The sequence below is a fragment of the Crossiella sp. NPDC003009 genome, from assembly GCF_053591555.1.
This window is the reverse complement of the sequence record NZ_JBSFUA010000008.1, coordinates 68,526-88,849: the sequence shown is the minus strand read 5'-3', so window position 1 is coordinate 88,849 and position 20,324 is coordinate 68,526. Positions and strand designations below refer to the sequence as shown.

The 20,324-nt window shown below is 71.3% G+C and carries 15 protein-coding genes; 3 read left to right on the top strand and 12 right to left on the bottom strand.

The annotated features are described in order from the left end of the window. Positions 1-54: 54 nt before the first annotated feature. On the bottom strand, positions 55-2,853 hold the full coding sequence (gene topA / locus ACWDY5_RS11505) for a type I DNA topoisomerase (protein ID WP_449722300.1): 2,799 nt from the start codon (positions 2,851-2,853) through the stop codon (positions 55-57). Positions 2,854-3,191: 338 nt separating this feature from the next. Here topA and ACWDY5_RS11500 point away from each other — a divergent pair, with 338 nt between their 5' ends. Beyond that, complete coding sequence (locus tag ACWDY5_RS11500) at positions 3,192-4,019, top strand: S1 family peptidase (protein WP_449722146.1); 828 nt, start codon at positions 3,192-3,194, stop codon at positions 4,017-4,019. Between the two features lie 87 nt (positions 4,020-4,106). Here the strand turns inward: ACWDY5_RS11500 and ACWDY5_RS11495 are convergent, their stop codons facing one another. From ACWDY5_RS11495 to ACWDY5_RS11485, 3 genes are all read right to left on the bottom strand, one after another. Further along, positions 4,107-4,688 carry a hypothetical protein gene (locus ACWDY5_RS11495; protein ID WP_449722145.1) on the bottom strand — a complete coding sequence of 194 codons (582 nt, stop codon included), beginning with the start codon at positions 4,686-4,688 and terminating at the stop codon, positions 4,107-4,109. Positions 4,689-5,041: 353 nt separating this feature from the next. Further along, complete coding sequence (locus tag ACWDY5_RS11490; RefSeq protein ID WP_449722144.1) at positions 5,042-5,737, bottom strand: hypothetical protein; 696 nt, start codon at positions 5,735-5,737, stop codon at positions 5,042-5,044. A 125-nt stretch (positions 5,738-5,862) separates the two neighbouring features. Next, a complete protein-coding gene (locus ACWDY5_RS11485; protein WP_449722143.1) occupies positions 5,863-8,187 on the bottom strand; it encodes a sodium-translocating pyrophosphatase in 2,325 nt (774 codons plus the stop codon). 362 nt (positions 8,188-8,549) lie between these two features. Between ACWDY5_RS11485 and ACWDY5_RS11480 the strand changes: the two genes are divergently transcribed. Next, positions 8,550-11,006 (top strand): DEAD/DEAH box helicase, encoded by a 2,457-nt coding sequence (locus tag ACWDY5_RS11480; protein WP_449722299.1) that lies wholly within the window; start codon positions 8,550-8,552, stop codon positions 11,004-11,006. Here the strand turns inward: ACWDY5_RS11480 and ACWDY5_RS11475 are convergent. The 8 genes from ACWDY5_RS11475 to ssd all read right to left on the bottom strand — a co-directional run bounded on the left by ACWDY5_RS11475 (position 10,984) and on the right by ssd (position 17,938). Further along, entirely contained in the window at positions 10,984-11,610 is a 627-nt protein-coding gene (locus ACWDY5_RS11475) for a bifunctional DNA primase/polymerase (RefSeq protein WP_449722142.1), read from the bottom strand. The two genes, ACWDY5_RS11480 and ACWDY5_RS11475, sit on opposite strands and share 23 nt — an antisense overlap. Before the next feature lie 225 nt (positions 11,611-11,835). Next, a complete protein-coding gene (locus ACWDY5_RS11470) occupies positions 11,836-12,405 on the bottom strand; it encodes an Rv3654c family TadE-like protein (protein WP_449722141.1) in 570 nt (189 codons plus the stop codon). After that, positions 12,402-13,175, bottom strand: a complete 774-nt coding sequence (locus ACWDY5_RS11465; RefSeq protein ID WP_449722140.1) for a TadE family type IV pilus minor pilin — start codon at positions 13,173-13,175, stop codon at positions 12,402-12,404. The genes ACWDY5_RS11470 and ACWDY5_RS11465 overlap by 4 nt, the downstream gene beginning before the upstream one ends. Next, entirely contained in the window at positions 13,172-13,372 is a 201-nt protein-coding gene (locus ACWDY5_RS11460; RefSeq protein ID WP_449722139.1) for a DUF4244 domain-containing protein, read from the bottom strand. Before ACWDY5_RS11460 ends, ACWDY5_RS11465 begins: the two co-directional genes overlap by 4 nt. Positions 13,373-14,231: 859 nt before the next feature. Further along, complete coding sequence (locus ACWDY5_RS11455; protein WP_449722138.1) at positions 14,232-14,936, bottom strand: type II secretion system F family protein; 705 nt, start codon at positions 14,934-14,936, stop codon at positions 14,232-14,234. Next, positions 14,888-15,718, bottom strand: a complete 831-nt coding sequence (locus ACWDY5_RS11450) for a type II secretion system F family protein (protein ID WP_449722137.1) — start codon at positions 15,716-15,718, stop codon at positions 14,888-14,890. The genes ACWDY5_RS11455 and ACWDY5_RS11450 overlap by 49 nt, the downstream gene beginning before the upstream one ends. Continuing rightward, on the bottom strand, positions 15,715-16,872 hold the full coding sequence (locus tag ACWDY5_RS11445) for a TadA family conjugal transfer-associated ATPase (protein ID WP_449722136.1): 1,158 nt from the start codon (positions 16,870-16,872) through the stop codon (positions 15,715-15,717). Before ACWDY5_RS11445 ends, ACWDY5_RS11450 begins: the two co-directional genes overlap by 4 nt. Before the next feature lies 1 nt (position 16,873). Beyond that, positions 16,874-17,938, bottom strand: a complete 1,065-nt coding sequence (gene ssd / locus ACWDY5_RS11440; protein WP_449722135.1) for a septum site-determining protein Ssd — start codon at positions 17,936-17,938, stop codon at positions 16,874-16,876. 1,077 nt (positions 17,939-19,015) lie between these two features. Here ssd and ACWDY5_RS11435 point away from each other — a divergent pair. Then, on the top strand, positions 19,016-19,870 hold the full coding sequence (locus ACWDY5_RS11435; protein WP_449722298.1) for an HAD-IB family hydrolase: 855 nt from the start codon (positions 19,016-19,018) through the stop codon (positions 19,868-19,870). The last annotated feature ends 454 nt before the right edge of the window (positions 19,871-20,324 follow it).

Sequence of the window (20,324 nt, the reverse complement as noted above, 5' to 3'; positions counted from 1 at the left end):
GGAGCCACCTCCTGGAACCAGGTTAACGCCGGTTCCGGGAGGTGGCCGGGTGAATCAGGACTTGCTGGCCGCCTTCGACTTGCTCGCCGCGGGCTTGGCCGCGGCCTTGGTGGTGGCGGACTTCGCGGTGGTGGTCTTGGCCGCGGTGGTCTTGGCCGTCGTGGTCTTCTTGGCCGCGGTGGTGGTCTTCTTCGCGGCGGCCTTCTTCGGCGCGGCCTTCTTCTTCGGCGCCGGGCCCTTGGCCCGCTTCTCCGCCAGCAGCTCGGCCGCGCGCTCGTCGGTGAGGGTCTCCACGCTGTCGCTCTTGCGCAGCGAGGCGTTGTACTCCCCGTCGGTGACGTACGGGCCGAACCGGCCGTCCTTGACCACCATCGGCTTGCCGGAGACCGGGTCGTTGCCCAGCTCCTTCAGCGGCGGCGCGGACGCGGCGGCCTGGCGGCCGCGCTTCTTCGGCTCGGCGTAGATCGCCAGCGCCTCCTCCAGGGTCACCGTGAACAGCTGCTCCTCGGTGACCAGGGAGCGGGAGTCGGTGCCGCGCTTGAGGTACGGACCGTAGCGGCCGTTCTGCGCGGTGATCTCCTCGCCGGTGTTCGGGTCGGTGCCGACCACCCTGGGCAGGGACAGCAGCCGCAGCGCGTCCTCCAGGGTGACCGTGGCCAGGTCCATGTCCTTGAACAGCGAGCCGGTGCGCGGCTTGTTCTTGCTGCCCTCGGGCAGGACCTCGGTGACGTAGGCGCCGTAGCGGCCGTCCTTGGCCACGATCTCGTGCCCGGAGACCGGGTCGGTGCCGAGGGTGCGGCCCTCCATCGGGGTGGAGAACAGGGTCTCGGCGATCTCCGCGGTCAGCTCGTCCGGCGGCAGCTCGTCGGGCAGGTTGGCCCGCTGCGACTCACCGGTGGGGTTGCCGCTCTCGTCCAGCTCCGGCCGCTCCAGGTAGGGGCCGTAACGGCCGACCCTGACCACCACGGTGCGCCCGGCCTCGTCGGAGAACAACGGGATCGAGTTCACCTCGCGGGCGTCGATGTGCTCGACGCTGGAGCCGACCAGCTTCTTCAGCCCGCCCGCGCGGCCGATCGAGCCCTCCGGCCCGATCTCGCCGCCGAAGTAGAACCCGGACAGCCAGGCGGTGCGCTCCTGGCGGCCGCCCGCGATGCCGTCGAGCTCGTCCTCCAGCGCGGCGGTGAAGTCGTAGTCGACCAGCCGTCCGAAGTGCTGTTCCAGCAGGCCGACCACGGCGAAGGCGACCCAGGAGGGCACCAGCGCGGAGCCCTTCTTCCACACGTAGCCGCGGTTCTGGATGGTGCTGATGGTGGGCGAGTAGGTGGACGGGCGGCCGATGCCCAGCTCCTCCATCGCCTTGATCAGGCTGGCCTCGCTGTAGCGCGGCGGCGGGCTGGTGGTGTGGCCGTCCGGGGACAGCTCGTTGGCCTGGATCGGCTGGTCCTTGACCAGGTTCGGCAGCCTGCGCTCGGCGTCGTCGGACTCGCCACCGGCCTCGGAGTCCACCGCCTCCACGTAGGCCTTGAGGAACCCGGCGAAGGTGATGGTGCGGCCGGAGGCGCTGAAGACGCACTCCTCGCCGCTGGTCGCGGTGCCGGTGATGCGCACGCTCATGGTGGTGCCGCGGGCGTCGGACATCTGGGAGGCGATGGTGCGCTGCCAGATCAGCTCGTAGAGCCGGAACTCGTCGGACTCCAGCTCGTTGGCGACCTGGCCGGGGGTCTGGAAGGACTCACCGGCCGGCCGGATCGCCTCGTGCGCCTCCTGGGCGTTCTTGACCTTGCGGGTGTACTGGCGCGGGGTCTTGCTGACGAACTCCGCGCCGTAGAGGTGGGTGGCCTGCCTGCGCGCCGCGTCGATCGCGGTCTCCGACAGCGTGGTGGAGTCGGTACGCATGTAGGTGATGTAGCCGTTCTCGTACAGCCGCTGCGCGGTGCGCATGGTCCGCTCGGCCGAGAACCGCAGCTTGCGCCCCGCCTCCTGCTGCAGGGTGGAGGTCATGAACGGCGCGTAGGGCTTGCGGGTGTAGGGCTTCTCCTCCACCGAGGTGACCGCGTAGTCCACCCCGGCCAGCGCGCCGGCCAGCGCGCGGGCCTCGGACTCGACCAGCACCCTGACCTCGGAGCCCTGCTTGAGGCGGCCGTCGGGGCCGAAGTCGCGGCCGGTGGCCAGCCGGGCGCCGTCCACGGTGAGCAGCCGGGCGCCGAAGGTGCGCGGCTCGGCCTGCGCGCCCGCGTCCAGCACTGCGGAGATGTCCCAGTACCCGGCGGGGGTGAAGCGCATCCGCTCGCGTTCGCGCTCGACCACGATGCGGGTGGCCACCGACTGCACCCGGCCCGCCGAGAGCTTCGGCATGACCTTCTTCCACAGCACGGGGCTGACCTCGTAGCCGTAGAGCCGGTCCAGGATGCGGCGGGTCTCCTGGGCGTCGACCAGGTCGTGGTCGAGGTCACGCGGGTTGGCCGCGGCGGCCTGGATGGCGGACTCGGTGATCTCGTGGAAGACCATCCGGCGCACCGGCACCTTGGGCTTGAGCGTCTCCAGCAGGTGCCAGGCGATGGCCTCGCCCTCGCGGTCACCGTCTGTGGCCAGGTAGAGCTCGTCGACGCTCTTGAGCGCCTCCTTCAGCTCGCTGACCGTGGTCTTCTTGTCCACCGAGACCACGTAGAGCGGTTCGAAGCCGTTGTCCACGTTCACGCCGAGGCGGGCCCATGCCTCGCCCTTGTACTTGGCAGGCACGTCCGAGGCGCCCTTGGGCAGGTCGCGGATGTGCCCCTTGGAGGACTCCACGACGAAGTTGCGCCCAAGGTAGGAGGCGATCTTACGGGCCTTCGCGGGCGACTCGACGATCACCAGTCGTCGGTTGCCGGAGCCACCGCCCGCCCCGTTTTCGCTGCTCTTCGACCGTGCCACGCGCGCCTGCTTCCTTGTCTGACCGATCTGCCCGTCCACCCGGCCGGGCCCCCCAGCTTGCCGCTTCATCCCCCGTGCAATGACCCATCATGACAGCCGTCACGAGCGGTCTCCCACGCCGATGTGGTCACAGGGCGCTCCGGCCACCCCGTTCAACAGCCGGTAAGACCGTTCACTTCCAGTGTTTCGCCGCCGACTTCCGGGGGTGGCGGCCGCCGGTCCGACAGGATGTGCTCGAACGGCACAGTCCGCTTCGCCCTGCTCGAAGGAGAACCCGGATGACCAGGCGTTTTGTCGGTTTTCTCGCGGCCACGGGGACCGCGTTGACGATCATGGGAACCCTCACCGCCGGGCCGGCGGCGGCCTCGGCGAACGCGGTGGACTACACCGCGATCGTGGCGTTGAACAATTGTTCCGGCTCACTTGTCCGGCCCGCCGGGGTGGCGAACACGGACAAGGCGCTGGTGCTGACCAACGGGCACTGCGTGAAGTTCATGGCCGCGGGCGAGGTGATCGTGAACCAGCCCTCGCAGCGCACCTTCACCCTGCTGAACCCCTCGGCGCAGAACCTGGGCACGCTGACCGCGACCAAGCTGGCCTACGCGACCATGACCGACACCGACCTGGCGCTCTACCAGCTCAAGGAGAGCTACGCCGACATCGAGAGCCGGTACCGGACCAAGGCGCTGACCCTCAACACCGCGCACCCGAAGCAGGGCGCGGACATCAGGGTGGTCTCCGGCTACTGGAAGCGGATCTACTCCTGCAAGATCGACGCCTTCGTGCACCAGGTGAAGGAGGCGAACTGGACCTGGAAGGACTCCATTCGCTACACGCCTGAGTGCAAGACCATCGGCGGCACCTCGGGCTCGCCGATCATCGACACCGCGGACGGCAGCGTGGTCGGGGTGAACAACACCGGCAACGAGAACGGCGGCCGGTGCACCCAGAACAACCCGTGCGAGGTGGACGCGGCCGGCAACGTGACGGTGCGCCGCGGCATCAACTACGGGCAGCAGACCTTCCAGGTCAACGCCTGTGTCACCGCGGGCAACAACATCGACCCGAATAAGGCGGGCTGCACGCTGCCCAAGCCGCGCCGCTGAGCCGCGTCTGAGGTATCGCGGCGAAGGGGCCGTTCCGCACGGTGGGAGTGCCCGGAACGGCCCCTTCGCCTTCGCGCTGGCCGGCACTCAGGCGGCCGGCCAGTAGCTGTGCTCGGCCGCCACCGGGGCAGGGCCGACCAGTTCGGCGAGGCGGGCCAGCCGCCGTCGCCCGGTGAAGCGCAGCGCGGGCCCGCCGGCTTTGGCGCCGAGCAGGCTGCCGGCCAGGCCCAGCCGCAGCAGGGCCGCGGTGAGCTGCGGATACGTGTGCGGGGCGAGCGGGTCGAGGCCGAGTGAGTAGCCGCTGGTCTCCGGCTGGCCAGCGGTCAGCGCCCAGATCCGCAGCGCCGGGCCGTCCAGCTCCAGGTCCTCGGGCACGGCCTTCGCCGCGCCGCGCAGCCAGGCGGTGGCCAGCGGCGCGAGGTCGCGGCGGAAGGCGGTGCGCAGCTGCCTGCGCCCGTCCTCGGTGGCGCCGACCTCGGCCTGCACCCCGCGCTCGGCGCAGGCCAGCACCACCGCGTGCGCCCGCCAGGACTCGGCCAGCTCCACGGTCACCTTGGCCGCGGCGCCGCGCCCGAAGCCGACCGCCTGCCCCGGCCCGCACAGCAGCCCGGCCAGGTCGGCAACCCTGGGTTGCCTGGCCTCCGCGGAGTAGAAGGACAGCTGTCCCACGGGTGCAGCGTAGAACACATGTTCGACTGGAGCGACGCCCAACTTCACTCGATGGTGTGAACTTCGAGTTGGCGTCAGGGTGGGGCAGCCCGGCCGTCAGCGCTCTGGCCCGCTCGCCCTCGTTCTCCGGGCGGATCCGCTCGGCCAGGCAGCTCCGGTGCGCGAGGACCGTGTGGCTGCCCGGCCCGCCGTTGCTGCGGACGTCCAGAACGAGGCCGTCGCCGCCCGCGCTCAGGACGGCCTTCCGCCCGCAGAAGTCGCCGAGGCCCTACACGAAGTGCGCCCCGACCACGGCGCGGACGCGCTGACCGGGCAGCAGGGCCAGGCTCTTGGTCTCGAACCGCTCCGCCGCCTCAGCCACCGAAGGCGCCCTCGGTGTCCTTGACCATGCGCTGGCACTCGGGGGCCTTGCGGTAGGCCTCCTCCATGCCGGGCGCGGTGCGGACCTCCTCGAACTTGGCCAGCAGCCGGGCCGGGTCCAACTCCTCGGCGGCGAAGGGCTGGAGCTTCTCCTCGAACCGCGGGTCCTTGACGTCCAGCGCCGCGATCTCCGGCTTCTTCTGCTTCACCACCTCCACCGCCTTGCCCAGGTAGCCGACCACCTCGGCGTGCGTGTCCTGGCGCAGCGCGGCCGGGTGGCCGAGGCGTTCCAAGTCGGTCCTGGCGGTGCCGAGGGCGGTCTCGGTGGCGTCGAGGTAGCCGACGGTGGCCTGTTTGCGGGCCTCCGGCTGCTGGTCCGGCGCGCTGCTCTTGAGCGCGGTGAGCATGGCCCGCATGGAGCCGCCCAGGCCCTTGCAGAGCGCGTCGTTCCACCGCACCGGGTCGGCGGCGGCACTGCCGGACCCACCGCCGCCGGGTGCGGGCGCGCCGGAGTCGGCACCGGGGCTGCTGCTGGGGCTGTTCTGCGGGGCTGAGGTGGCACTGGAGCCGCTGGACGGCGTGTCGGCACCCTGGACACCCGGCGTGTCGGCGCCGGAGCCACAGGCGGCCAGGACGAGGGTGAGACCGGCAGCCGCGGCCAGGACGCCGGCGGGGGTACGGCGGGCCATGTGCACTCCTTCTTCGCTGGGGTCGCCAGCCGACGTTAGGCGACCCGAGGTGAGGACGAAGTGCGGCCCGCCCCCGATACCGGGGACGGGCCGCATCTCTCTAGCTGTCGTTCAGACCGCGTTGGTCAGGCAGCGCCGTTGGCGACCTTCTCACCGTCGGCCGGGCTGTCCTCGGCGATGGCGGTGCCGCGCCGCTTGGACACGATCACCGCGGCCACGATGACGAGCACCGCGAAGATCGCGATGGCCGCCCGGATGGCCGGGGAGGCGTCCGCGCCGACGGACAGGGTGATGATCGCCGGGGCGATGAGCACCGCGACCAGGTTCATCACCTTGATCAGCGGGTTGATCGCCGGGCCCGCGGTGTCCTTGAACGGGTCGCCGACGGTGTCGCCGATGACCGTCGCGGCGTGCGCGTCGGAGCCCTTGCCACCGTGGTGGCCGTCCTCGACCAGCTTCTTCGCGTTGTCCCACGCGCCACCGGAGTTGGCCAGGAACACCGCCATCAGCGTGCCGGAGGCGATCGCGCCCGCCAGGTAACCGGCCAGCGGGCCCACGCCGAGGCCGAAGCCGACCGCGATCGGGGCCAGCACCGCGAGCAGGCCGGGGGTGGCCAGCTCACGCAGCGAGTCCTTGGTGCAGATGTCCACGACCTTGCCGTACTCCGGCTTGGTGGTGCCGTCCATGATCCCGGGGTTCTCCCGGAACTGGCGGCGCACCTCGAACACGATCGCGCCCGCGGCCCTGGTGACCGCGTTGACGGCCAGGCCGGAGAACATGAACACCACGGCCGCGCCGATGATCAGGCCGACCAGGATGCCGGGGCCGAAGACGACGAAGTCCGCGTTCTCGAATGCCTGCCCGGCGCCGAGCAGCGCCTGCTTGATCGCGTCGGTGTAGGAGCCGAACAGCGCGGTCGCGGCGAGCACCGCGGTCGCGATGGCGATGCCCTTGGTGATCGCCTTGGTGGTGTTGCCGACCGCGTCCAGCTCGGTCAGGATCTGCGCGCCCTCGCCGTGCACGTCGCCGGACATCTCGGCGATGCCCTGGGCGTTGTCCGAGACCGGGCCGAAGGTGTCCATCGCGACGATGACGCCGACGGTGGTCAGCAGACCACACCCGGCCAGCGCGATGGCGAACAGCGCCACCGTGACCGAGCCGGAGAGCAGGAACGCGCCGTAGACCGCGCCGCCGATGACGATGGCGGTGTAGACCGCGGACTCGAAACCGACCGAGATGCCGGCCAGGATCACGGTGGCCGCGCCGGTGAGCGAGGTCTTGCCGACGTCCTTGACCGGGCGGTACTCGGTGCCGGTGAAGTAGCCGGTCAGCCACAGGATGATGCCGGCGAGCACGATGCCGATGATCACCGCGATGGCCGCGACCATGGCCGGGTTGCCCGCGGTGGCCGCGATCTCCTCGGAGACGCCGGTGAGGCCGGTGAAGCTGCTCGGCAGGAACGCGAAGGCCGCGATCGTGCACAGCACCGCGGAGATGATCGCGGAGATGTAGAAGGACCGGTTGATCGCGGTCAGCCCGCTCTCCCCCGCCCTGGCCTTGGTGATGTAGACGCCGAGCACCGCGGTGAGCACGCCGATGGCGGGCACGATCAGCGGGAACAGCAGACCCTGCGAGCCGAAGGCGGCGGTGCCCAGGATCAGCGCGGCGACCAGGGTCACCGCGTAGGACTCGAACAGGTCGGCGGCCATACCGGCGCAGTCACCGACGTTGTCGCCCACGTTGTCCGCGATGGTGGCGGCGTTGCGCGGGTCGTCCTCGGGGATGTTCTGCTCGACCTTGCCGACCAGGTCGGCGCCGACGTCGGCGGCCTTGGTGAAGATGCCGCCGCCGACACGCATGAACATGGCCAGCAGCGCGGCGCCGAACCCGAAGCCCTCCAACACCTTCGGGGCCTGGCCCACGTACACCAGCACGACCAGCGCGGCCCCGAACAGGCCGAGGCCGACGGTGATCATGCCGACCACACCGCCGGTGCGGAAGGCGATCCTGGTGGCCTTCTCCCGGCCACCGGCGCCCTCGTTGGCCGCGGCCGCGACCCGGACGTTCGCGCGGGTCGACAACCACATGCCGAGGTAGCCGATCGCCGCGGAGAACACCGCGCCGATGATGAAGAACAACGAGCGGCCGAACCGCTCGGTCCAGTCCTCCGCGGGCAGCGCGAACAGCAGCAAGAACACCAAGACGACAAAGATGCCGAGGGTCCTGAACTGCCGGTTCAGGTAGGCCGCTGCTCCTTCCTGCACCGCTTTGGCGATCTCCTGCATCTTCACGGTGCCCTGGCCTGCGGCCAAGACCTCGCGGAGCAGGACGTACCCAATGACTAGGGCGGCGAGGGCGACTACCGCGACGATCGCGACAATGCCGCGTTCGCCCCCGGTGAGCACCAGCTCCGCCGCCCAGTTGCCCTGGGCGAGGCTGTGGGGGGACATCCGTCCTCCTGCTTCTCCGTGGTCCGTTGCGCCAGGAGCCGGGCATGTGCGTCCGCTCTGACGCGTGGTGAGTCACGCGCGCCACCATCGCGGCGGTGCGACGGAGGCGGAGTCTATTGGCAAGGTCACAGGGCCTTGCGGGGCGTCCCTTGTCAAATACCTAGAGTCACTTGGCGGGGGTGTCGCTAGACCGTTCAAGTGGCCTGAGCTGTGGATCTTGGTCCGTTCGGGGATCGGCGCGAACCGACGGTGTGCTGTGTCAGGCTGCTGTGGTGGGCGCGGGAACGGAGCGGGCGGCGGAGACCGGGCGGCGGCACGGTCGCGGCGGCGGACTGCTGGACCGGGTGGCCGGTGGCCTCCCGATGGAGTCCTCGCCGTTGACCCATGTGGCCGAACTGCCGGAACGCGTTGCCGCGCATACGGACTGGCCGGACTGGGCGGCCCGGCCGTTGATCGAGAAGCTGACCGACTGCGGGGTGCCGCGGCCGTGGTCGCACCAGGCGGAGGCGGCGGAGCTGGCGTGGTCGGGCAGGCATGTGGTGATCGCCACTGGCACCGCCTCCGGCAAGTCGCTGGCCTACCAGCTGCCGGTGCTGTCCCGGTTGCTCGCGGACCCGAAAGCGACCGCGCTGTACCTGTCCCCGACCAAGGCGCTGGGCGCGGACCAGTTACGTGCGGTGAAGGAGCTGGACCTGCCGGGGGTGCGCCCGGCCTCCTTCGACGGGGACACCCCGCTGGTCGAGCGGGACTGGGTCCGCGCGCACGCCAGGTGGATCTTCACCAACCCGGACATGATCCACCGCGGCATCCTGCCGGGGCACCAGCGCTGGCGCGCGTTCTTCCGCAGGCTGTCCTTCGTGGTGATCGACGAGTGCCACAGTTACCGCGGCCTGTTCGGCTCGCACGTGGCGCTGCTGCTGCGCCGCCTGCGCCGGATCGCGGCCCGCTACGGCGCGAACCCGACCTTCGTGCTGGCCTCGGCCACGGTCTCCGACCCGGCCGCCTCGGCGGGCCGGCTCACCGGCCTGCCCTGCGCCGGCGTCACCGAGGACGCCTCCCCGGCCGGCCCGCGCACGATCGCGCTGTGGGAGCCCCCGCTGCTGCCCGAGCTCGCCGGGGAGAACGGCGCCCCGGTCCGCCGCTCCGCGGGCGCCGAGTCGGCCCGGATCATGGCCGACCTGGTCCTGGCCGGCGCCCGCACGCTGGCGTTCGTGCGCTCCCGCCGGGGCGCCGAGCTGACCGCGATGGCCGCCCGCCGCCACCTCGCCGACATCGACCTGGACTCCGCGGCCAGGGTCGCCGCCTACCGCGGCGGTTACCTCCCGGAGGAACGCCGGGCCCTGGAAACCGCGCTGAGCACCGGCGACCTGCTCGCGGTCGCCACCACCAACGCCCTGGAACTGGGCGTGGACATCGCCGGCCTGGACGCGGTGCTGATCGCGGGCTACCCCGGCACGCTGGCCTCGTTCTGGCAGCAGGCTGGCCGAGCGGGCCGCGACGGCCAGGGCGCGCTGGTGGTCTTCGTCGCTAACGACGACCCGCTGGACACCTACCTGGTGCACCACCCCGAAGCGATGCTCTCCCGCCCGGTGGAGGCCACGGTCCTGGACCCGGCGAACCCGTACGTCCTTGCCCCGCAACTGGTCTGCGCCGCCGCCGAACAACCCCTCACCGAGGACTGCCTGCCCGCCTTCGGCGGCGAGACCGCCCGCCAGGTGATCGACTCCCTGGTCGCCGACGGCCACCTCCGCCGCCGCCCAGCCGGTTGGTACTACGCCGACGTCCGCCCACCGCACAGCGAGGTGGACATCCGCGGCTCCGGCGGCGACAAGATCTCGGTGGTGGAGGCCGACTCCGGCCGCCTGCTCGGCACCGTCGACCCGGACTCCGCCTGCGCGGTCGTCCACCCCGGCGCCCTGTACCTGCACCAGGGCCAGTCCTACGTGGTCGACGAGCTGGACCTGGACAACCACCTGGCGCTGGTGCACGCCGAGTCCCCGGAGTGGACGACGATGGCGAGCACCACGGTCGACATCAGGGTCGTGCGCACCTTGGAGCAGCGCGATTTCCCAGGCCCCGCAGGCGCACCCGCGTCCTCCGCCGCTGCGTCCCCTGCTCCCGCGTCTTCCGCCGCTGCGTCCCCTGCTCCCGCGTCCTCCGCCCCCGCGTCCTCCCCGCCCGTCCTGCCGGCCGCGTCTTCTTCCTCTTCCGCGGCGAGCGGCGTGCGGGTGTGCCTCGGCGAGGTGGAGGTCACCGCCCAGGTCGTCGGCTACCTGCGCCGCCGCCCTTCCGGCGAGGTGATCGACCGGGTGCCCCTTGACCTGCCCGCGCAGTCCCTGCCCACCAGGGCGGTCTGGTACACGGTCTCCGATGAGCTGCTTCGGAGCAGCGCACCGGGGGGCGCCGGTCTCGATCCGGCGCGCATCCCCGGTGCGCTGCATGCAGCCGAGCACGCTGCGATCGGCCTGCTACCGCTGTTCGCGACCTGTGACCGTTGGGACATCGGCGGCGTGTCCACCGCTCTGCACGCGGACACCGGGGAGGCGACGGTGTTCGTGCACGATGGGCATCCCGGAGGAGCCGGTTTCGCCGATCGCGGCTTCGCCGCGGTGGTCCCGTGGTTGATCGCTACGCGGGAGGCAATCGCTGCCTGCGAGTGCCCGGCTGGTTGCCCATCCTGTGTCCAGTCGCCGAAGTGCGGCAACGGTAATGAACCGCTGGACAAGGCGGGCGCGGTGGCCGTGCTGGACGCCGTACTGGGAGTGCTGCCCCACGACGTCGGGTCGGCCACCCCAATCAGTGGGACCGTTCCGAGCTGACCAGCTCGGCGACCCCGGCAAGCATGTCGTCACGAAGGGCTTCGGTGATGGCGTCCTGCACCACGTGGGACTCGGGCAGGTTCCAGTTGCAGATCTGCGGCTTGACCCGCCAGTGCACCACGCCGTGCTGGAACGGCGAGGGCGGCAGCGGAATCCAGCTGCCCTTGCCCAGCAGCGCGATGTCGGACCGCTCGGCCAGCGCGTCCCGCAGCGGCTCACCGGCGGCGGTCAGGAACAGCCACTTCCCGGTCGGCGTGGCCGCGATCGGCACCGGCCCACCGGCCACCCGCAGCGCCGTGGCCGCCCGGCGACCCAGCTCCGCGTCGACCTCGATGGCGTCCAGCACGACACCCGTGGCCAGCAGCAGCGAGTAGGGACGCCCGGTCCACCACGAGGCGACCTGATCGGCCTTGGTGCCGATCCGCTCCTGCCAGTCGCGGTGCACCGGCACCGGTCCCTCAGCCTGCACACCATCGCGGCCCGCCCACTGCGAGCCCGCCGGATAGGTGCCGGGCAGCACCGGCCAGCCGCGGAACGCGAGACCGATGGCCTCCGCCCGCAACTCGATCCGGAATGCGCTGCGCCAACTATCCGACCAGTCCATGTCGCCTCCTACTGCAACCAAAGCCTTCACCTACAAGAAACGGCACCACCCCCAGTGGACGTAACCGCGAAGTCGACCACCGGTCGGTACGGCACGGCGAGTAACGCAGACCACAAGCAGGACGGAACCCGCACTTCACCGTTGACCGCGACCCACAAACCCGTGTAGTGACGCCGATTGCCCGCTCATCGCCGCTCGATGACCGCTCATCGCAGCCGGCGCCGTTCACACTTCGGCCGGACCAGCCCGCGCCCGCGCGCTCGTCGCGCCGAACATCGACAACACTCCAGGCAACTCCACCTCCACCCGCACCGTCACCACCCATCCGTCCACCGCACACTCCGCCAACCGACCCCCCATCTCCCCCGCCACCCGCCCCGCCGCCGCACATCCCCGCCCCGCCACCACCTGCCCAGCCCCACCAAGGGCAGCCAAATCAGCCGCCGCCTCCGCCCGCCGCCGAGCAACCGCCACCGCCCCGAGATGAACCACAACCACAACCGCAGCCAGCAACACCACCACCAACGCCACCGCGAGCACAGTCGCGACTCCTTGGTCGCCGCCACGAGTGCGCTGATCGCCACGGGCGCGTTCGTCGCCGCCGCACGGGCGTTGGCCACCGCGGGCGCATTCGTCGCCGCCGCACGGGCGTTGGCCACTGCGGGCGCGTTCGCCGCCGTCGCGGATGTGTTGGTTGCCGCCGTGGGGGCGTTGGTCATCGCTGTGGGGGCGTTGGCCGCGGCGGGCGCGTGGGTCGCCGCAGCGGGCGGGCCAGCGGTGTGGTCGACCACTCACTGCGGCCAGCCGGTGGTCGGTGGTGGCGGTGGCGGAGCGGATGGGCCGGTGTCCGGAGACGTGCTGGAGCAGTTCGTCGTTGGTTGGCTGGTGCGGTTGTCGGCTGGAGTGTGGTGGGTTTTGGCAGTCAGGCGGGTTGGGGCGGAGTTTGTTTCGCGCGAGTGGGCGCGCGCAGGCAGGCTCGCGCGCACGCGCTGGCTCGCGGCTGGGTGCGCGTCCGCGAGAGCGAGTGGGCGCGGGTCCGCGAGCGCGAGGGTGCCCGCATAAGTGAGGGCGATTCTGTGTGAAGAGATGACCACACGTGCGTCTGCGTTCACGATGCCCGGATACGCCAGGGCGAGCGTCCCAGCGGGTGAGGCATCGCCGTCCTGACCGCTACCGGAAGCGGGTAATCGTCCCGCAGGTATCTCGTCACCGGTCTGCTCAGCTGGCTGTTCCAGCAACGCCAAGGCAGTGCCTCGCAACGGGAACGGCAACAGCTTGCCAAGTGGCCGCGCCACAACCTCCACCCGCACCGCATCGCCCTCGAACCGTGTGGACAACCGCACCTCATTCGGCACCATCGCCCGCACCACCTCCTCGGCCCGCTCCGGTTCGCCGCGTGCGATCAGCCGTGCCGCCTCCTGCGCCGCGTCCACACACCGCAACTGCGTCACGACCGCCTGGAAACCGGCAATGGCAAGCCCAACCACCAGAAAGATGGCCCCGATGGCGATAGCCGACTCAATGGTGACCGATCCGCGATCACCGTTCAGTCGCCGACGGATCACTTGTCCACCGTCATCGATCCTCGAACCAAGTCGGTGAACGCCTCGCGCACCCATTCTTGGTTCATGACGAAGAGCAGAGCCCCGGCGACCACCGCGGCGACAGTCATGATCAACGCGTACTCAACCGAGACCGTTCCGTCGTCGGCCTGGCAGAAGTGCGGGAATGGCTTGGGCAGAAGGAATGTCTCAGGTAGCACGCTTGCCTCCGAGTGGCTTGTCCACTATGGACGGGTGGTTGCCGCTGGTGCGACAGCTCCCACTTTGCTCGCGTTTGGCACTGCCATATGACCGCTCGGGACGATCTGTGGATAGCCGGGGTCGATGTGGATAACTCGCGATCACTGGGGCGCTGAGCGGCGGAATTGTCTTCGCTGGCTGGAAGAATGGAATTCGGGGGGACCCCCGGTCGCGCGGGCGGGAAGGGTGGGACGAACGAAGTCAGTGTGGATCGAGCCGGGCCAGCGTGGGCTGGAGGGGGAGCGAGCAGGGCGGGACGGGCGGGCGAGCCAGGGCAGGGCGGGGCGGGCCAGGGCAGGGCGGGGCGGGCCAGGGCAGGGCAGGGCGGGGTGCGTCGAGCAGGCCAACGGTCATGGGCTGGGCGCATCAGGCTCGGTGCCCGGCGCGCGGTGGGCGGGGTGCTTGTGGGGCCTGGACTTTGTGCGCGGCGCCTGCGGCCTGGGTTCTGGGGCGCGGAGCGCCGTGCGTCGACTCGGTGCGTGGGGTTCGTGCGTGGATTGGACGAGAGACGTGGGCCGAGCCGGGGCGCAGAGGCCGGAGCGCCAGGGCTGGGGCGCGTGGGGTGCGAGGTTTGCGGTTGGGCTTAGGGAGTAGGTGCGAGTTCGAGTGGGGGCGCGGTGCAGTTGGACGCGGGCATCGGTGTGGGGGCTTGGTGCTGCCGGGAACGCTGTGGCGCGGCGCTGGTCGGGTGGGTGCCCGCTAGGTGACGTGTGGGGCCACCGACGTGTCAACGGACTGCTTGGTGGAGCTCGAGTGCCGTGGGAAGGGTCGCGGGAGCTGGGCGTGTTCCGGTGTGGTCGCGTGGGTGGGGCTTTGGAGTTACGGGGAAAAGAGGGTTTGGGCTAGGCCTAGGACGGTGGGGGCTATGCCCAGGCAAAGGAAGGCGGGGAGGAAGCAGAGGGCCAGGGGTGCGGTGATGAGGACGGTGGCGCGCTGGGCCCGGGCTTCGGCTTGGTGTTCGGTTTCGGTGCGGATTTGGGTGGCGAGGTTGGTGGCCGTGTCGGCGAGGGCGGCGCCGGAGCGGGCGGTGTGGCGGGCGGCGCGGGCAAGGCGGGACAGGGCCGGGAGGTGTGTGGCTGGGGTCCAGGCCTGGGCGGGGGTGGCGCCCAGGGTGAGGAGGGCGGCTGTGTCGTTGAGGGCGGTGGCGGGTGGGCCGGTCAGTTCGGCGGCGGAGAGGCGCAGGGCTTGTGGGATGGGGAGGCCGGCGCGGAGGCAGGCGGCCAGCAGGTCGCAGGCGGTGGCCAGGGACAGGGGGTCTTGGGGCGGGGGTTGGCTGGCGCGGTTGTGGAGGGCGTGGCTGATCAGCGCGACCGTGGCGGACAGGGGGAGGCTCAGGACCGGGTGGAGGCCGATGAGGAGCGCCGTGGTTGCGGTTGCGAGGGCTAGAAGTGTTGGTAGGAGGGGGATTTTGCGGGTTTGGCGGGGTGTGGGTGGGAGGTTGAGGCGGGCTCGGTGGTTCGGACGGGGTGGCAGGGTTAGGAGGGCGAGGGCGAGGAGGAGTGCCGCTGCGGCGTGGGTTGGCATGGTGGGTTTCTGGGTTGGGGCGGGGTGGGGTGGGTGGTGTTGGCGGTCAGGCGGGCGCTCCATTCCAGGCCGGTGCAGATCAGCAGGGCGCCTATGGGGAGCAGGAACTGGCCTGCTGGGGTTGCGGTGAGGACGTGCAGGGGGTGGGCGTTCATGGCTTCGCCCAACAGGATTCCGAGCGCGGGCAGAGTGGCGAGGATGGTGGCGGTTGCTCTGGCGCCTGCCAGGCGGGCCTCGACCTGAGCGGCGAAGCGGGTTCGCTGTTCCAGGTCGCGGCGTTCGGCGTCCAGTAGGTCGGCCAGCGGGATGCCGTGGTTGTGGGCGGTGTTCCAGGCGCGGAGCAGGCGGTCGTCGGTGTGGCTGGGGTGAGCGCCCAACCGGGCTGCGGTGGCCAGGGTGGTCAGGGTGGGGATGACGGTTGGGTCGGCTTCCTTGGCGACTGCTTCGGCGGCCAGGGCCGGGTGGGTGCCGGTGCGCAGCTGGGTCACCAGGAGGTTGAGGGTGTCGGCTCGGGCGGTGTCGGTGTGGCGGGCCTTGCGGTGCTCGCGGGTGCGGGTGTGGTGGCGGTACAGGGTCCAGGTGAGGGCTGTTGCGGCCAGCAGGCCGCCGATTCCGGCGACCAGGGTTGCCAGGACGGGTGGGATCAGCAGGAGCGGGCGAGAGGGGTGGTTTCGGGGTTGCCGGGGTGGGGGCGGGTGGAGTTGGGCCAGGCGGTGGTGGCTGGTTCTGGGGGGCCAGAGCAGGACGGCGAGGGCTAGGCAGAGGGCGGCGGCTGGGGTCATGCGGTTGCCGGTTCTCGGGTGCGGAGCAAGGTGGTGAGGCGGGTTTTGGCGGCCGACCAGCCTTGGTTTTGTTGCCAGGCGGGCACTATGCGGATGTAGTCGTCGGCGCGGTCCAGGACGCCGATGGCCGCGAGGACTCGGTTGCCCTGGTCGTCGCGGCGCAGGTGCAGGACTACCTGGAGGGCAGCGCTCAGCTGGCTGTGCAGGGCCGGGCGGGACAGGCCGCCGAGCGCGGCGAGGGCTTCCAAGCGGGCGGGGACCTCGGTGGGTGAGTTGGCATGCAGGGTGCCGGCGCAACCTTCGTGGCCGGTGTTCATGGCCGCGAGCAGATCGGCGACCTCGGCGCCGCGGGCCTCACCGAGGACCAGTCGGTCGGGGCGCATGCGCAGGGCCTGGCGGACCAGCTCGTGCAGGGTGATCTCGCCCGCTCCCTCGATGTTGGGTGGGCGGGCGACCAGGCGGACCACGTGCGGGTGGGCGGGGTGCAGTTCTTCGGCTTCCTCGACGGTGACTATTCGTTCGCCGCGGTCAACACAGCCGAGCAGCGCGTTGAGCAGGGTGCTCTTGCCGGAGCCGGTGCCGCCGGTGATGAGGAAGCTCAGGCGGGCTTTGACCATGCGGCGCAACAGGTTCTCGGTGGGTTCGTCGACGGTGCCGAGTTCGCGCAGGGTGGTGAGGTCGTGCGTGGCGGGTTTCAGCGCGCGGAGTGAGATGCAGGTGCCGCCGGCGGCGATCGGGAACAGGGCGGCGTGCAGCCGGACGCCGCCGGGGAGCCAGCCGTCGACGAATGGCTGGGCGTCGTCCAGTCGGCGGCCCGCGGCCAGCGCCAGTCGCTGGGCCAGGCGGCGGACGGCGTCCTCGTCGGGGAGCGCGACCTCGGTGCGGGTCAGTCCGTGGCCGCGGTCGACCCACACCCGGCCGGGGCCGGTGACCAGCACGTCGGTGGTGCCCTCCAGGCGCAACAAGGGTTCCAGCGGGCCGGCGCCGATGAGTTCGCGATCGAGCAGGCGGAGGGTGTCGAGCAGGTCGGCGTCGGTGACCAGACCGCCGGTCTCGGCGCGGACGGCGTCGGCGAGGGCGGCAGGGGTGAGGGCACCGCCGAGGCGGGTGATCCTGGTGCGCACCCGGTCGATGAGGCCCGGATCGACTTCCATGTCAGTCGCGGCCGTCCTCGGCGCGGTCGAGGACCCGGCGGGCGGCGCGGGCCAGTGGGCCGCGGGGCCGGTGGGGCAGACCGCCGGTGTCCAGGGCGGCTTCCAGGCCGCTGAAGGGCCGCATGGTGACCAAGGCGGGGAGCCGGACGGCGGCTTCGACGTCGCGGACGGATAGGCCGGTGGGCGCTGGGCCGCGAACGACCATGGCCAGCGGGGTGCCGCGCTGCCTGGCGCGCTCGGCGACGCGGGCGGCGGCGGTGCAGGCGCGGACCTCGGCGGGGACGACCAGCACGGCCAGGTCGGCAGTGTCCAGGACGGTGCGGGAGGCCTGGTCGAAGTGGCGGGGCAGATCGCAGACGACGGTGCCGCTGCCGCGGCGACCGGCCTCGAGCACCTGGTCGACGGCCTGTGGTTCCAGTTCGGCGGTCTGGTCGTCACAGGAGAGCACGGTGAGCTGGTTGCGGCCGAAGCGGGGCAGGGCTTTACGGAGTGTGGTGCTGGCGAGGTTGCCGCGGTTCACCGTGATGCCGGACCAGCGGACGCCTTCACGTTTCTCGCCGCCGAGCACGAGCTCGAGGCCGCCGCCGAGCGGGTCGCAGTCCAGCAGCATGGACGGGTTGCCGCGGTCGGCGGCGGTGAGGGCGAGGGCGGCGGCGAACACCGAGGCGCCTGCGCCGCCGCGACCGCCGAGCACGGCGATGACCCGGCCGTCCGGTTCGTCCTCGACCTCCTCGGCTCGGGCCAGTGCGGCGGAAAGCCAGGGTTCGGCTTCGGTGAGGCAGCTGACCTGTTCGGCGCCGACGGCCAGGGCGCGGGCCCAGATGTCCGGCGGCGGGTCGGTGCGGCAGAGGACGTAGATGCCGTTGCGGCGGGGCATGCCGGCGGTGGCGCACTGGGTGAGGCCGTCGTCGTCGAGCACGACCAGCGGGGCGCGGGCCCAGCGCTGGCGGGCGGCGGTGAGGTCAGGGACGCATTCGACGTCGCGGCCGGCGGCGGCCGCCACGCGGAGGACCTCGTCGAGCAGGGTGTCCTCGTTGACCATGACCAACGGACGGGTTTCTGGCATGTGTCCCCCTGGGTGGTGCCGCGGGTTGCGGGTGTGGGTCCACCGTGGCGGGGTTTGGGGGGCGGGATCCAGCGGGTGGGGTGGGGGCTGTGGATAGGTGGGGTGTTGGGGATAAGTCGCGATCTTGGAGGAGGTTTTGGCTGGTTGGGGGCGCGGGATGGGGCAGGCTGGAAGTGGGGGATCCCCTCGCGCGCGGGCGGGCGGCAGAGAGAGGTGGCGGGGTGGGGCGAAGCGAGGCGGGAGGGGGTCCGAGCAGGGCGAGGCGCGACGGGATGGGGCCGAGCAGGGCGAGCCAGGGCAGGGCAGGGCAGGGCAGGGCGGGGCGAGGCAGGGCAGGGCAGGGCGAGGCAGGGCAGGGCGGGGCGAGGCAGGGCAGGGCAGGGCGGGGCGAGGCAGGGCAGGGCGGGGCGGGCGAGGGAAGCGGGAGGGGGCAGGGCTGGGCAGGTGAGTGCGACGCGGGTGAGGGCGGCGCAGGACGGGTGGTGGGTGGCGCGGCATGTGCCACGGAGCGATGGCGTTGCGGCAGGCAGCCGACGTGGGCCGTGCGGCGGGGCGATGGCAGGCGGCGGGGGGCGGGGGGCGGGGGGCGGTGACGTGAAACGGGCAGGCCGGGTGCGTGGTGATGGGGCGGTTGGCCGGGCGGTGACGGGGCGCGGAGCGGTGAGCCGCGTCGTGTGGTGACGGCGGGCTGCGGCTAGACGGCTGGGGGCGCCGGGTGGTGAGGCGCACGGCGGGCGCAGGAGCGCGGCGTGACGTCAGGCGGCGCAGCGGGGCGCGGGGCGCGGGGCGCGGGGCGCGGGGCGCGGGGCGGGAGTGTGCGGTGGGGGCCGGGTTCTGGCAAGTTGGGGGTGACTTGGGTGGTCACTGTGCGGAACCGGGTCCGGACATGGGACGACCCCCGCCAGGGGGGAGGGACGGGGGTCGTCAGGAGTTCAGCCCCGGGGGGTCGGACTGAACTCATCCGGCTCAGCCGGACGCGTCTACTGTATCCCCCCGTGGGTGGGTGATGCTTCTCGTCCGTTCGAGCGACACGGCTCGCAACCGCATCGCTATCTGGCTGACACCTATGCTGGTCGGGTGACCGAACCTCGTGGCAATGGCATCAGCGCTGCTGGCAAGCGGGTTGCCGCGTTCTTCGACCTGGACAAGACGGTTATCGCGAAGTCCAGCACGCTTGCCTTCAGCAGGCCCTTCTTCCAGGAGGGGTTGATCAATCGGCGGGCGGTGCTCAAGAGCGCGTATGCGCAGTTCGTGTTCATGCTGGCTGGGGCGGATGCGGACCAGATGGACCGGATGCGGGCGCACATCACCGCGTTGTGCACCGGGTGGGATGTGGAGCAGGTCCGGTCGATCGTGGACGAGACCTTGCACGACATCGTCGATCCGCTGGTCTACGCCGAGGCGACGCAGCTGATCGGGGAGCACAAGCAGGAGGGGCATGACGTGGTGGTCGTGTCCGCTTCTGGCGCGGAGATCGTGGCGCCGATCGCGAAGATGGTGGGGGCCACGCACTCGGTCGGTACCCGGATGGTGGTTACCGAGGGTCGCTACTCTGGAGATGTCGACTTCTACTGCTACGGCGAGAACAAGGCCGTGTCGGTGCGGGAGCTGGCCGAGGTGCACGGGTACGACCTGAGCGCCTGTCACGCGTACTCCGACTCGATCACCGATCTGCCGCTGCTGGAGGCCGTGGGGCATCCGACGGTGGTGAACCCGGACCGTGCGCTGCGGAAACTCGCCGCGCAGCGGGGCTGGCCGGTGTTGACCTTCTCCGATCCGGTGTCGTTGCGGGCCCGGATCCCGACGCCTTCGGGCACCACGGTGGCGGCCGCGGCGGTGGGGCTCGGGGTGGTCGCGGCGGCGGGTGCGGCCTGGTACGGGATACGGCGGCACCGGCGTGGGCGGGCCGGCAATACTGAGTTCGGCGACTGATCCGCCTCGGGGATTGACCTCGGCCGGAAGGGCCGCAACGGGGCCGGTGTCCGACACCTTCCGTTCATCCCCGCCTCTGAAACGGTGCACCCGTCTGAGCCCTTGCTGTGACCGCCCTCACGGACTACACATGGAGGTGCGGACCTCAACTGGCCAGGGCTGATACGAAGAGAAGTACCAGCCACCCCACTGGGCTCCGTGCGTGAACAGCGGGCACCCACGCGCAGCACGCCGCGGGAGGCTTGTCGTCTAGGGGCTACGTACCGGGACGCCGGACGTCGAGCTCAGGTTTGTACGACACGAGATGCACGCTTGGTAACCTGACTGTTCACGCAGTTGGTGGCGCCCTCGGCGGAAGCCGTTGGGCGCCACCATCGCGTTCGAAGGAAAACGGAATTCGGGGGACACCGCTCGGATGGGCGTAGCCACAACCGCCGCGGCTTCTCTAGCGTCC

Bases quoted from the DNA above. Each gene is read 5' to 3' on its own strand.
- ACWDY5_RS11475 (WP_449722142.1), bottom strand. From the start codon at position 11,610: ATGGACTGGTCGGATAGTTGGCGCAGCGCATTCCGGATCGAGTTGCGG.
- ACWDY5_RS11455 (WP_449722138.1), bottom strand. From the start codon at position 14,936: ATGCCAACCCACGCCGCAGCGGCACTCCTCCTCGCCCTCGCCCTCCTA.
- ACWDY5_RS11485 (WP_449722143.1), bottom strand. From the start codon at position 8,187: ATGTCCCCCCACAGCCTCGCCCAGGGCAACTGGGCGGCGGAGCTGGTG.
- ACWDY5_RS11450 (WP_449722137.1), bottom strand. From the start codon at position 15,718: ATGACCCCAGCCGCCGCCCTCTGCCTAGCCCTCGCCGTCCTGCTCTGG.
- ACWDY5_RS11445 (WP_449722136.1), bottom strand. From the start codon at position 16,872: ATGGAAGTCGATCCGGGCCTCATCGACCGGGTGCGCACCAGGATCACC.
- ACWDY5_RS11500 (WP_449722146.1), top strand. From the start codon at position 3,192: ATGACCAGGCGTTTTGTCGGTTTTCTCGCGGCCACGGGGACCGCGTTG.
- ACWDY5_RS11490 (WP_449722144.1), bottom strand. From the start codon at position 5,737: ATGGCCCGCCGTACCCCCGCCGGCGTCCTGGCCGCGGCTGCCGGTCTC.
- ssd (WP_449722135.1), bottom strand. From the start codon at position 17,938: ATGCCAGAAACCCGTCCGTTGGTCATGGTCAACGAGGACACCCTGCTC.
- ACWDY5_RS11480 (WP_449722299.1), top strand. From the start codon at position 8,550: ATGGAGTCCTCGCCGTTGACCCATGTGGCCGAACTGCCGGAACGCGTT.